10 protein-coding genes are annotated in these 14,249 nt (G+C 35.0%); 2 read left to right on the top strand and 8 right to left on the bottom strand.

Annotated features, from left to right (window positions below):
- Nucleotide 1 precedes the first annotated feature (1 nt).
- A complete protein-coding gene (locus tag P700755_RS04805; protein WP_041758621.1) occupies nucleotides 2-772 on the top strand; it encodes a hypothetical protein in 771 nt (256 codons plus the stop codon).
- Here the strand turns inward: P700755_RS04805 and P700755_RS04800 are convergent.
- The gene (locus tag P700755_RS04800; RefSeq protein WP_015023608.1) at nucleotides 769-2,046 is read right to left on the bottom strand and encodes a replication-associated recombination protein A; all 1,278 of its coding nucleotides are present in this window, start codon (nucleotides 2,044-2,046) and stop codon (nucleotides 769-771) included. The two genes, P700755_RS04805 and P700755_RS04800, sit on opposite strands and share 4 nt — an antisense overlap.
- A 94-nt stretch (nucleotides 2,047-2,140) precedes the next feature.
- On the opposite strand from P700755_RS04800, the gene P700755_RS04795 reads away from it, so the two are divergent.
- Complete coding sequence (locus tag P700755_RS04795) at nucleotides 2,141-2,899, top strand: rhomboid family intramembrane serine protease (protein ID WP_015023607.1); 759 nt, start codon at nucleotides 2,141-2,143, stop codon at nucleotides 2,897-2,899.
- 1 nt (nucleotide 2,900) lies between these two features.
- On the opposite strand, the gene rlmB is transcribed toward P700755_RS04795, so the two are convergent.
- From rlmB to P700755_RS04760, 7 genes are all read right to left on the bottom strand, one after another.
- Complete coding sequence (gene rlmB, locus P700755_RS04790) at nucleotides 2,901-3,650, bottom strand: 23S rRNA (guanosine(2251)-2'-O)-methyltransferase RlmB (RefSeq protein ID WP_015023606.1); 750 nt, start codon at nucleotides 3,648-3,650, stop codon at nucleotides 2,901-2,903.
- Nucleotides 3,651-3,717: 67 nt separating this feature from the next.
- Complete coding sequence (locus P700755_RS20555) at nucleotides 3,718-4,806, bottom strand: T9SS type A sorting domain-containing protein (protein ID WP_015023605.1); 1,089 nt, start codon at nucleotides 4,804-4,806, stop codon at nucleotides 3,718-3,720.
- Between the two features lie 321 nt (nucleotides 4,807-5,127).
- Nucleotides 5,128-6,966, bottom strand: coding sequence for a S8 family serine peptidase (locus tag P700755_RS04780; protein WP_015023604.1), 1,839 nt, complete (start codon nucleotides 6,964-6,966; stop codon nucleotides 5,128-5,130).
- A gap of 356 nt (nucleotides 6,967-7,322) precedes the next feature.
- Nucleotides 7,323-9,182 carry a S8 family serine peptidase gene (locus tag P700755_RS04775; protein ID WP_015023603.1) on the bottom strand — a complete coding sequence of 620 codons (1,860 nt, stop codon included), beginning with the start codon at nucleotides 9,180-9,182 and terminating at the stop codon, nucleotides 7,323-7,325.
- A 99-nt stretch (nucleotides 9,183-9,281) separates the two neighbouring features.
- A complete protein-coding gene (locus P700755_RS04770) occupies nucleotides 9,282-9,713 on the bottom strand; it encodes a hypothetical protein (protein WP_015023602.1) in 432 nt (143 codons plus the stop codon).
- Nucleotides 9,714-9,725: 12 nt separating this feature from the next.
- Nucleotides 9,726-11,165, bottom strand: a complete 1,440-nt coding sequence (locus P700755_RS04765; protein WP_015023601.1) for a RagB/SusD family nutrient uptake outer membrane protein — start codon at nucleotides 11,163-11,165, stop codon at nucleotides 9,726-9,728.
- 18 nt (nucleotides 11,166-11,183) lie between these two features.
- Nucleotides 11,184-14,249, bottom strand: coding sequence for a SusC/RagA family TonB-linked outer membrane protein (locus tag P700755_RS04760; protein WP_015023600.1), 3,066 nt, complete (start codon nucleotides 14,247-14,249; stop codon nucleotides 11,184-11,186).

The following is a 14,249-nucleotide window of genomic DNA, read 5'->3' as shown; positions in this document are numbered from 1 at the left end:
TATGAAGTACATAGTCATTCTTATTGTCTTATTATCACTCCAATTCAGCTTTGGACAAACTAAAAGCTTAAATGCTTACGAATATGTTGTTGTCCCTATGCAGTTTAATTTTCAATCGGAGCCCAACCAATATAGCCTTAATATTCTTGCGCGAGTTTTGCTTAAAGATCAGGGTTTTAAAGTATATATGGATCAGGAAAAGAAGCCTTTAGCCTTTGGGCTAGATCCATGTAATTCTCTTAGAGCAAATATCATCCAAGAAAACGCTTTCCTAACGACCAAATTAAAGTTCGTTCTTTTAGATTGTTCTAATGATATTGTTTACGAAACAGAACAAGGAGTAAGTAGGTTAAAAGACTTTAAAAAATCATATAATGATGCGTTGAGAGATGCTTTTATGTCCTTTTCTACAGCAAATTATATGTACGACGACACTTTAAATAGTACCCCTGATCTTACTAGTGGACTAAGTGACGTTATGGAAAGACCAGACTCAAACCCAGAGGAGGAATACCCAGATAAATCTATTTATAAGTTTGGTGGTGAATTTTATTGGTTGGTGACTAATTCCTCAGGGGATTATGATCTTTTATCCAGCCAGGGTAAAACGAACTACGCTCAGCTTAAAAAAGCAGATAGAGGCTCTTATATTTTTAATTCAAAAATGATAAACGGAGCTGCTTATTTCGATGCTGAAGGAAATCTTATGGTCGAATATATGGAGCGAGACTTGAATGAAATCCAAAATATAAGATTCAATAAAATCGACTAATAGCTATACTTGCCTGTCCATTTTTGTTTTAAAAACTGTCTTAATTGGTCTTCTCTTTTGTTTTTTCCTGGGTTAAATAAAACTTTATCTGTTAAGTCTTCGGGCATAAACTCAGTTTGAATAAAATTGTTTTCATAGTTATGGGCATATTTGTATTCATTCCCATAGCCTAGGTCTTTCATCAATTTGGTAGGAGCATTTCTTAGAGTAAGGGGTACAGAAAGGTCTCCAGTTTCTTTTATGAGGGCTTGTGCATCTTTTATCGCTTGGTAAGAGGCATTGCTTTTTTGGGAGGTCGCTAAATAAATCACACATTGACTTAAAATTATTCTAGCCTCGGGAAAACCAATTGTATTCACGGCTTGGAAGGTGTTATTAGCCATAATAAGTGCGGTGGGATTTGCATTCCCAATGTCTTCGCTAGATAAAATGATAAGCCTTCTGGCAATAAACTTGACGTCTTCACCACCTTCTATCATTCTTGCTAGCCAGTATACAGCTGCATTGGGATCGCTTCCCCTTATCGATTTTATAAAAGCTGATATGATATCATAATGTTGCCCTCCCGTTTTATCATATCTAGCCGTTTTCTGTTGAATTTTTTCTTCAACGAGATCATTTGTAATAATGATGTTCTCATCATCTACAGAATTAACGATCAGCTCAAACATATTCAGAAGTTTTCTGGCATCACCTCCGCTTAATCGAAGTAGAGAAGTCGTCTCTTTTAGAGTGATATTTTTTTTTGAAAGATACTCGTCTTCAGATTTTGCTCTATTTAAAAGCAGAATTAAGTCTTCTTTAGAAAATTCATTAAGGGTATAAACTTGGCAGCGGGAAAGCAGTGCTGGAATAACTTCAAAACTTGGATTTTCTGTAGTAGCTCCTATAAGGGTAATCCAGCCTTTTTCTACAGCCCCCAAAAGTGAATCTTGCTGTGATTTGCTAAACCTATGGATCTCATCTATAAATAAAATAGGATTTTTTTGCTCAAATAAACCTTGATCTTGTTTGGCTTTTTGGATAACTTCTCTCACGTCTTTCACCCCACTGCTTATGGCTGATAAAGTAAAAAAGCTTCTCTTGGTTTCTTTAGAAATCAAGTTTGCCAAGGTGGTTTTACCAATGCCTGGAGGTCCCCAAAGGATTATTGACGGTATTAAATCTCGTTTTATCATTTGAGAAATAGTTCCTTTTTCACCAATAAGGTGAGTCTGACTTAAGTAATCGGAAAGTTGTTTTGGTCGTAATCTTTCAGCTAAAGGTGCTTTCATGATTCAAAATTAAGAATTTCTTTTCAGCTTGTTTTATTAAAATGATTTCTTAACAGAGCTATATTTAATAGCCGCTTTTTAATACTTTTGAATTATGAAGACCAAAAACCCCATAGACCAACATCATCAATCTTCCTTAGCCTCAGCTATTCTATGGCCACTTTTAATTGTAGTCTCACTATGGATTGTTTATTGGATTGAAATCAGGTTTAGATTTAACTTTACCTCCTTTGGGGTTTACCCAAGACAGGTAAAAGGACTATTTGGTATTTTTGCTTCACCATTCATTCATAGTGGGATAGATCACCTCTATAAAAATTCAATTCCGCTTCTAGTTCTCTTAGCTAGTTTATTTTATTTTTATAAAGACATAGCCTGGAAAGCATTGCTTATTGGATTGCTTAGCTCAGGAGTATTAACTTGGATTATTGCAAGACCTTCATTTCATATTGGAGCAAGCGGTATAGTTTATTTCTTAGCTTCTTTTTTGTTTTTCAAAGGCATACTCTCTAGAAATTATAGGCTAGTCGCCCTAGCCCTTATCGTGGTCTTTTTATATGGAAGTTTAGTTTGGGGAACTATGCCTGGTGAACCAGGCATTTCTTGGGAAGGCCATTTGTCTGGATTTAGCTCTGGATTCCTTTTGAGCTTTTTTCTTAAATCTTCGCATTTTTTGGATCTTCCCCTTTATAATAAGCCTAAGAAAACGAATTCAGAAGATGAATTTATGAAACAATTTGATGAAAATGGCAATTTTAAGCCTTTAGATACAGACCATAAAGAATCCAACTTTTCACAATCTTCAACTGCAAATCAAATAGAAATCAACTATAAGGCCGAGGATAAAGAGTGATTTATTTGGTAATTGTCATATTTTGCTGCCTTAGGCATTCATATAAGATGACACCACAGGCTACGGAAACGTTTAAAGATTCTATACTGCCTAACATAGGAAGTTTTCCTTTTACATCAGCCATTTTGAGTATGCTTGGTTGGATTCCTTCTCCTTCACCACCCATAAGAAGAGCTAGTGGTTTATTGAGTTCCAATTCATAAACGGATGTATTTGTTTTTTCTGTCACCGCAACAATTTCTACACCAGATGATTTTAAATAGAATAAAGCATCTTTAAGATGATTTACTTTACATATAGGAATATTAAAAGCTGCTCCAGCAGAGGTTTTTATAGTTTCGTTGTTGACTTGTGCGCTTCCACTCTTAGGAAGAATGACTGCATCCACACCAGTACATTCTGCTGTCCTTAGAATTGCTCCTAAGTTTCTTACATCGGTAATACCATCTAAAAGTAAGAACAAAGGTTTTTCCTTGATTTCTAAAACCTTTTCAACAGTTTCTTCAAAATCACTATAGCTTATTTTTGAAGTATGGGCAATAGCCCCTTGGTGGTTTAGTTGTTCGTATTTTTTAAACTTTTGAATAGGGACGTAGGATACCTTTATTGTGTTCTGCTCTGCCAGACCTTCAATCTCTTTAAGCTTAGGATTGTCAGAATCCCGTAATAAGATGATTTTTTCGATGTCTTTGCCTTGTCTTAAGGCTTCAACAATGCTATGTATTCCAAAAATGACGTGGGACTCTTCCATAATTTTAAAGTTAAAAGGGATCGACAAAATTATGCCAATCCCTTTAGTAAACCTATAAAATACTTACTTATTCTTTAATGATCCTTTTATTGATAGTTTGTTGACCATCCGTTAAATTCACAATATATACACCATTTGATAGTGAGCTCACATCTACACTTAAAGCATTGGGATTGTTGAAATCACTTACCCTTAAGATTTCTCTACCCATTATGTCATAAATGGATACGCTAACATCATTACTAAATCCAAAATCTTTGGCGGTAATATTAAGATTATTGTCAACTGGGTTAGGCCAGAAAGAGATAGAATTCGATTCAAATTTTGTGTTAGATAAATTTTGTTTTGTAAATTTTAAGGTTACTGGGTAACCACCTGTTCCACAACCTCCATCTGGTTCGAAATCTATGAGATCTAATAAAATCTCTATGTCATTTTCGACACTATAAGTCGACGGAACTTCAGGTGTAGATTGTCCAATAAAAGATATATTTGTATCACAAGATAAGTTACTTCCTGTTCCTGTTACGAAAACTTCACCACAAATTAAATCGAGTGTTATCGTAATTTCACTAGCAAAAACTTCAGGGAAATAAGTGTAAGTAAATATTCTTTGAGTCCCATTACGTTCAACAGTAACAGTTTGTTCAGCTTCTGAAAAAGCAGGACCAGCTGAACCAGCAAAAGCATTTTGTTGTTTTGATATTTGTCCAACCGTGTATTCACCAACAAAATAATCTTCTGGTATAAAATAAGTCACATTAGAGTTGTCTTGAAAAGGAGAACGGAAAAATGGACCATCTGTTACAATAATATCATCGTTTGTCGTGGCGAACATTCTTCCTTCATTCATGACCAATTCTGGATGATCGGGTTCTGGGCTTCCACCATTTGGAGCTAAAAATATTGTCCTTGTCGCTTTTCTTGTTTCTGCATTATAATCCTCAATATAAATTGGGTTAATGTCTGTGACATCCCATAGGAGAGTGTTCTCACTCTTTAAAATCGCATTTGGATGCATTTGCAAATAGCTATTAATATGGTCTTGTTTTTCTTGTTGTATTTCCTGGTTCTCCTCTAAAAACTCCTGAGAATTCATTTGTGTTGTGGCACTAAATGAAATATATAATAAGAATACTGTGATTAAGTTTTTCATTTTTTTATTAAATGTATGTATTTTAATGTTTTAACACAAGTTATTTTTTGTCTGTAAAAACTATCAAATTTTAGTTTCCAGTTTGTTTTGTGAATCTTAAGTCTACTTGGTAACTTTCAGTTCCACACTCTGCATCTGCTTCAAAATCTTAAATCTTAATGATAAGTTCAGTATCATTTTTGATATCTTTGCTCTGTCTTAGGGCTTTAGCACTACTATGTATTCCAAAAATGAAGTGGAATTTTTACATAATTTTATAGGTTTACTAAAGGGATTGACAAAATCATGTCAATCCCTTTAGTAAACCTATAAAATACCCACTTATTCTTTGATGATTCTTCTATTGATAGTTTGTTGACCATCCGTTAAATTCACAATATATACACCATTTGATAGTGAGCTTACATCTACACTCAAAGCATTGGGATCGCCGAAATCACTCACCTTTAAGATTTCTCGACCTATCATATCATAGATTGAAACACTTACACCATTACTAAACCCAAAATCTTTGGCGGTAATGTTAAGATTATTATTAACTGGGTTAGGCCAGAAAGTGATAGAATTTAATCCGAAATTTGTGTTAGATAAAGTTTGCTCTTTACCGTTTAGAACAATAAGGCTATAAACTTGCTCTTCTTGAGACAATTCATTTTTATGTGATATTTTTATATCAAATATACCTTGTTGATCTATTTCTATAATTTCAATATTGTCTACACTATTGTCCCCAATTAGTGCAGGACCCCCAAGGTCCGCCATATTTAATAGCCATGGCTCGTATACTTCTTCACTATCAGTTGAGTTTGTCACCCTTAGATCAAGATCATTTACTAAGTCGGGTGCTCTGTCATTAAAAACACTATTCAAGGCAATTCCAGCAGGATCGTTCCAAGCGATGGCAACCTTCATTATCAGTCCTGATGTATTCTCAAATCGAAGGGTATGAATTTCATTTTGAGCTAAAGTTTTCTCCCTAATAAAGTCACTTCCCTGATCGTTTATGATAGCTTCTGCTGCTCTTTTTGAATTCATTACACCCCAACCAAATACAGGATCTGGTCCTAAAGGTCCAGCATCGTCTGCTGTTATTGAAATAAGTCCTTTTAAGGAGGAAGATAGCATAAAGGTTCCGTTCAAATTAGTGTAAAGTTCCTGCAATAGTGAAGCGGAGCCTGCCACATTTGGTGAAGACATAGAAGTCCCCGTTGCTGTTCCATAACCATTACCCGGAGCTGTAGATTTAATAGAGGTCCCTAATCCTGTAATATCTGGCTTTATACGACCATCATCTGTTGGTCCTTGTGAGCTACTTGAATTCATAAAGGCATTTGTCATTTCTCCTGTTTCATCGTCTAAACTAACAAGTCTAGCATTAGCCACAACAAGTACATTTTTAGAGGTTGTACTTCCTGTAAGTTTATCATATCCTTCTTGTAGCCCTCCTTCGTATTCGTCATTTCCGTCATTTCCCGCAGCAAATACAGATAAGTAAAAAGTCGCGCTATTGGAAATGGCATCCCATAATCTTGAACTTGAACTATAAGCTCCCATCAGCCATTCTACCCCATCAGCATTTCTTACTGGTACTCCATAAGAATGGTTGGATATAATCATACCATTTTGTGTAGAAGCGTTAAAAGCTTCAGCGACATCATTTGAAGCTCCAAACGAACTTAACCTTGCAAGTGGAGCCATACCTTTTGCTTCTTCATCTAGACCGCTTGCAATGAGTGTTCCGGCGACATGTGTAGCATGGAAGCTCACTTCATCTTCATCATCCACTTGGACCACTCTATCTACGAATTCTGGATGATCTAGTTGTGGTATTCCACTTACTTCCCAAATCCCAATGTTTAAGCCTCTTCCCATCAAATTTAAACCTAACCCTCCATCTGGAGCTAAAAATGTTGTTCTTGTAGCTTCTGCTGCTTTTGCATTAAAATTTTCAATGTAGATCGGGTGATTGTCTATGACATCCCATAGGAGAGAGTTCTCATTTTTTAAAATTGTATTTGGATGTATCTCCAAATAACTAGTGATGCGGTTTTGCTTTTCTTGTTGTATTTTCTTGTTTTCCTCCAAAAATTCCTGAGGACTCATTTGAGCAGTCGCACTAATTGAAATGTATAAAAATAATAATGTAAATATGCTTTTCATTTTTTTTTATTAAATGTATGTATTTTAATACTTTAACGCAAGTTAATTTTTTATAAATTAAAAAGCCGCTTCAAAATGAAGCGGCTTTAAAATTTTTAAAAATTATCAAATTTTAGTTTCCAGTCTGTTTTGTGAATCTTAGGGCTACTGGGTAACTTCCAGTTCCACATCCCGCATTTGCTTCAAAATCTTAAATCTGAATGATAAGTCAAGTATCATTTGTGATATCTTTTTGTCTTAGGGCTTCAACACTATTATGTATTCCAGAAATAATGTGGAATTTTTACATAATTTTAAAATTAAAAGGGATTGACAAAATCATGTCAATCCCTTTAGTAAACTTATAAAATACTTACTTATTCTTTAATGATTCTATTATTGATAGTTTGTTCACCATCAGTTAAGTTTACAATATATACACCATTTGATAGAGAGCTTAGATCTACACTCAAAGCATTGGGATTGCTGAAATCACTTACACTTAAGATTTCTCTACCCATCATGTCATAAATGGATACGCTTACATCATTACTGAATCCAAAATCTTTTGATGAAATATTCAGGTTATCTTTAACTGGATTTGGCCAAAAGCTTATAGATTCTGTAGTGAAGTTTTCAGAACTTAGCGTGCTTGTGGTTATTCCTGTTACTATTATACTTACAATCTGAGTTTCATCATCAAGTGTCCCTTTGTGTGAAACTTCAACTGTATAGGTATCATTAGAACTATTGTCTATGTTGATAATTTCAACAGTATCTACAGTATTATCTCCTTTGATTGCTGGCGAAGTTAAATTCTCCAGGTCTAATTTCCATGGAAAATATTCTGTTTCATCAGAGCCGATAATTTTTAAATCAATATCATTAACCAGTGCTGGTCTTGGGTTATTAATATCGTTTTCTAAGGCATCACCTCTTACATCCGTCCACACTACTCCAACTTCCAATTCTTGAAATTGATCTTTTGTTATATTAAACGTATAGGTTGAATTATTTACAAGTGTATGTTCAAAGATCATCGTTATATCTTCGTTATTTATAATGGCTTCAGCCGCTTTTTTACTGTTCATTATACCCCATCCTCCAATTGGATCAGGCCCTTCTAGACCAAAATCATCAGCTGTTACACATATTAAACCTTTTAGTGTTGAAGCTAACATGTATTTGTTATTTAATCGACTATAAAGTTCTTGTAATAGAGCTGCAGAGCCAGTTACATTTGGAGCAGACATCGAAGTTCCTGTAGCTACGCCATAAGCTGAGGTGCTAGCATTACTTGTGGATATAAGTTGAGTTCCCAATCCGGTGATATCTGGCTTTATTCTTCCATCATCAGTTGGTCCTTGTGAACTACTGCTATTAATTGTCGCAGAAACCATGTTGCTATCATCATCTAATTCAACATCTGAAGCATTGGCTACAACCAAATTATTTTTAGCATTTTTTTCTCCAGTTAATTTATCCAATCTTGACCCTAAACCACCATCATATACTGCATTACCATCATTTCCAGCGGAGACTACCATTAAATAAGATGGATTTAATTCGATAACAGCATCCCACGTTCTAGCAGAATTATTATAAGCACCCATAACCCATTCATTATCATCTAAGTTTCTAACTGGAATACCGTAAGAATGATTCGACAATAATAAGCCGTTATCTCTTGCCTGTGCCAAAACTTCTGTAACATCACTTAAATTATCGAAAGCTAGTAAGTTTGCTTTTGTGGCCATACCAGTAGCTCCTGAATTCAAACCTTTAGCGGCCAAAGTACCAGCTACGTGAGTGGCGTGGAAACTAGATTGACTTACATTGTCTGAGACAGTTATTTTACTGTCTCCATTATCATCTCTGAATTCAAAGTGGTTGAGTAAAGGGTGACCACCTACTTCCCAAAGGCCAATTTTTAAGCCTTCACCTTCTAAATCTAAACCTAAATCTCCGCCCAATTGTAATAAATTGGTTCTGGTAGCTCTGGCAGCTTTCTGATTGTGGTTTTCGACATGAATGGGTTTTCCATTAATGATATCTACTAAAACACTAAACCGATTTGATTTATAATTCTGGTGATTCTCTAAATAAACTCTAACTTTTTCTTTTCTTGCTTCTTCATAGCTTTCAATTTCTTCTGTAATTATTTTGCCATCTTGACTGAAACTAATAAAGGATACAAAGACTAAAAGAATTGATAATATTCTTGTAATTGTTTTCATTTTTTTTGTTTAAAAATACAATAAAATATATTATTGATATAAAAAAAGGGCTAAGTGTTTATAACATAGCCCTTTTTATCATGATTTAATAATCTGTAATTACCTCGTTCTAGAATTCAAACCTGCATTTCCTCCAGTTACATAATTCGGAGAATTTACAATTTTTATAGCAATTCGTTGAGACTCTATGGGTAAGCTATTGTTTGTCACCGTTATTGTAATTTCTGCAGTCCTTTCATTTGCAGGAATTATTACTTGAGAATCAAACGTAAAATTATCAGTTGTAATTTCGTTTTCTTCTGTATCTATTTCTATTCCAAAGCTTCTTTCGGAATTTGATACATCTGAAACGAACACAACAGCAGTTTTATCTCTAGAATCTCCTGGATCCAGATTTACATTGCTGCTTCCTAAAACTCTACTAAATCCTACAACTGTATCTCTGTCTTCTTCAAAATCTTCATAATCATCACAAGAAATGAATGGGGACGTTAACAATAGAAGGACAATTAATCTTGAAATATGTTTCATAATTTTATTTTTTTAATATCCTGGGTTTTGTTGTGCGTTTGGATTGGTATCTAAAGTCCTTTGACCAAGAGGCATTTGGAATCTAAAGCTTCCTGCTTCAAGAAGAAGTGGTACTGAAGGTGTGCCTGAACCATCTGCGATATCACCAAATGCTTCTCTTTGTACACTTTCGCCATATCTTTTTATGTCTAAAAATCTTTGATATTCGAAAGCAAATTCAAGCCTTCTTTCCAATTTTATGGCGCTTAATAATGCATTTCCAGATTCACCATCTGCTGGGTTTAAATAGCGTTCTGTTCTTACTTCATTAAGAGCTGCTAATGCTTGTGCAGACTGGTTTAATCTGAAGTGAGCTTCAGCTCTATTTAATGAAGCTTCAGAAGCTCTGAATATCTTATAATCTACTACACCATCATTTTCTCCTTCTCTTCCGAAAAGCTTTCTTATAGCCTTTAGGTCGTTACCAGAAGTAGTAGCATCAAATATATAAGCTTCTTTGCGAATATCGTCTTCTTTATATAAGTCTACAAGTTCTTTGGAAGCTACATATTCAGCAATTAAAGCTTGAGGTACTCCTTGGTTCCAAGCTGTTCCAATTTGGATGTTCAAGATTGGATTTACGTTTTCAATTGAGAAGATCAATCCATTATCGGAAACCGTACTGTCATCCCAAATCCCTACAAAACCATCTCTTTCAGCAACTGGCGTAGATACTTGATTTGCAGCATTAATCGAATTTTGCCATTGTCCCATGTATAAATAAACACGAGAAAGTAATAGATTAACTGCATCTTTACCCATACGAGCATCAGGATTACTTTCATTTATATCCCTAGCAGCATCTGTAAGATCGTCAACGATAAAACCATAAACTTCTCCAACTGTATTTCTTGCTGGTTCTACATTTGGGTCTGCTTCAAATAGATACGCGACACCCAAACCGGAATTTGCATCCGCGGATTGTGTTGGTATCTTTCCCCAAAATGTTACTACATGAAAATGAGCAAGTGCTCTTAAGGCTTTCGCTTCAGCTACAATATTAGCTTTGTTCTGTCCGTCAAAAGCTTCGGCAAATTGTAAAATTTGATTTGCTCTAAATATAAGAGAGTAAGCATTGCTATACATGGTTGACATAGTAATATTTACATTGTATGTATATTCATGTAAATATCTTTTAGTTAGCCTTCCATTTCCAACGGTGGCTAAAGTGACATTATCGGAAAGAACATCTGCCGCAGTCAAAATAGAACCATTATCTGATGAACCATAAAGACCCCCACTTACCAAATTGGCATAAACACCCCTTATTCCGTTTTCAAAATCTGAGGCGGATACAAATGCATTTTCAGTTCCAAACTCATCAAATGGAATTTGGTCTAGCTTGTCTTCACATGAGGTCAAAAACCCAATGGTAAAAACAAAAATTAAACTTTTAATAAATATATTTTTCATTTTTTTATGATTTTATGATTAGAAACTTATATCAAGTCCCATTTGGAATGATTTCAAATTCGGATAGCTATACAGAGTTGCTTCACCTGGAGCAACTGAATTTGCAAAAGAAATAGTTTCACCAGAAGAAAGTCCAACTTCAGGATCTCCGTAAAAATCTGAAAAGGTTAAAAGGTTTTGCCCTTGTGCATACAATCTTACAGAACTAAAAGGTGTCTTATCCAATATTTCCTTAGAAAAATTATAGGATAACGTGACATTTCTTAGTCTTATATAATCACCTTTTTCAAGAAATCTATCAGAATTTACATCAATATCGTCTTGTCTAAAACGTGGGTTTGGTTGAACATTCGTATCCCCTGGTTGTTTCCAGTAATTGAAAGCTGAAGTTGCTTGGTTGCTGTTTATTTGATCACCATCAGAGTTTCTTTGTTGTCTTACAAAATTATTGATCCAGTTTCCACTTTTAAAAACGAAATCCCCTCTTAAACTTAAGTTTTTGTATCTAAAAACATTGTAGAAACCACCTTCTACATCTGCTATTGTAGATTTTCCTTGAAGTGTACGAGCATCTTCTGCACCTTCGGCTGTTAAAGCATCAGCGAAAACAACATTATCATTTGCATCCAGATACTGTGAACGTCCAGTTGCTGGATCCACACCTGCCCATCTCACTAAGTAGTGTTCATTAATTTTAGAACCTTCTCTATATAATATATTAAAAGAATTTGGTGCTATATCCTCACCGTCGGGTAAGCTAACAATTTCCGTATCTAAGAATAAAACATTTCCTCCAACTGTCCATGTTATGTCATCGTTTCTTATAATATCTCCTCGTAAAGAGATTTCTAATCCTTTATTTTGAATTTCACCTAGATTTCCAGCTACAGAACCTACACCTGCCTCATCAGCTCTAGGGATTTGGAATAATAGATCTTCAGTATCTCTAATAAAATAATCACTTACGGCTGTTAATCTACCGTTAAACATGCTAAGTTGTACACCAATATTCGTGTTCAAAGAAGTTTCCCATTTCAAAGCAGGATTTGCAATATTTGCTGGTACAGTAGCACTTCCTCCAGGGTAAGATCCAAAACCTACTGTTCCTTGCGAAGCATATCTACTAATTCCTGCTCTGTTACCTGTTGTTCCATAAGAACCTCTAAAGATTAATTCGTCTACAGATGCCACGTCAAAAAAGCTCTCTTTAGAGATATCGTAACCTGCACTAGTACTAAAAAAGAAACCGTATTGTTCTCCAGATCCGAAGTTTGAGGACCCGTCAACACGTCCTGATGCAGTAAAAAGATATTTTTGATCAAAATCATAATCTGCAAACAGACCATAAGATACCAAAGCTAACTCACTTCTCCTAGTATTACCGGCAGTTACTTCAGCAGCATTTATTTGTGTTGTTAACAGTGGAGAAGTAAAACCTCTACTTCTTACAGAATACGATCTAAATTCGTTTAAGTTATACTCATATAAACCAAGTACATTTAAGGTATTCTTTCCTTTTGTAAAATTATAGTTTAAAGAATTAGTTACTGTCAAGTCAAAGCGATAAGTACCATTGTCCAATTTGTTTCCTGGGAATTCATCACTTCCAATTAGGGCATCAAGAATACCACCTGGTTTAGAATATCCATCACTTCTAAAGTTAAGACTATTGATAGAGGTTCTAAAACTGTAAGTAAAACTATCTGATAATAAAATATCAGCACTAAAACTTGAGGATAAAAGATTGTTAATATCTACAGAAGGTTCCGATAATAAAGCACCTCTATTATTAAATCCTGTAGAAGTTGTTGAATATTCTGGATCTCCATTTGCATCCAAAACAGGATTCCCTTCATCATCTAAAACAAATTCTGTTTCGTATGGATTATAATCCAACATTGCTCTAAATGGATTTTGTACGTTGTTTCTATCTCTAGGCTCGTCACTAGTAGATCTAGAGTAACCAACACTTACACCTATTTTTAACCATTCTTTAGCATCAAAATTCACATTTAGACGTGTGTTTATTCTTTCAAAACCGCCTAGTTGATCTATTATACCTGTGTTTCTATCGTGACCTGCAGAGAAGAAATAATCCATTTTATCTGCACCACCAGAAACAGATATAGCATTGCTTTGTACTATTCCTTTTCTAAGAGTAAGGTCCTCCCAGTCTGTTTGGTTATCCAAAAGAAATTGACGTTCTACACTTCCAGGTTCGGTTGTAACACCAGGTAAGCTTCCAGCACCAGAAATACCTAAAGCAAACATTTCAGATTCATATTGTAACTTTTGTTGAGCATTCATCATTTTAAAGTTCGGCTCTACACGTTGCGTTTCTCCAAATCTTGAATTAAAAGTTATTTTAGCGTCTTTGTTACGGTTACCACTTTTAGTAGTTATTATAACAACACCACTAGCACCCCTAGAACCATATCTTGCAGTTCTAGATGCATCTTTTAAAATCTCAATATTAGCAATATCAGAATTAGGAATAGATGCTAAATCTTGCTCTCTAATAGGTGCACCATCCACTAAGTATAGTGGAGAAGATGCTCCAGCTGCAAGCGAAGTAACACCCCGTATTCTTACAAATGCACCTTGCCCAGGTTTACCGTTAGCAGCAGTTACCTGTACACCAGCAGCTTTACCTTGAAGTAAATTATCAATACTAGTTGTAGGAGAAAGTTCAGCAATCTCCTCAGCTGAAATCGATACTGAAGCAGAAGTTGCTACTGTTTGATTCCTGTTTGAATAGCCTGTAATTACAACTTCATCCAATGTAGCAGAGTCGATAGCCATGCTCACATTTATTTGAAGTTGGTTACCTACTTTTACATTCTTAGTTGTAAACCCAACATACCTGAAAATTAAGGTTTGATTCGAACTTGCCTGAATAGAATAATTTCCATCAAAATTTGTCTGTGTTCCAGTATTATCTCCCTTTATTAAAATGTTTACACCTGGTAGCGGGAGACCGTCAGGATCTGTTACCGTTCCAGTAACAGTGTTTGTTTGTGCAAAGGTTATCTGCACGAATAACACTAAAATTAGTGTTAAAATTCCATTTAACTTTGTTCTCAT

This window comes from Psychroflexus torquis ATCC 700755, from assembly GCF_000153485.2.
Taxonomy (GTDB): Bacteria; Bacteroidota; Bacteroidia; order Flavobacteriales; family Flavobacteriaceae; genus Psychroflexus; species Psychroflexus torquis.
The sequence above is the reverse complement of the archived record's forward strand: the minus strand, read 5'-3'. Positions and strand labels throughout refer to the sequence as shown.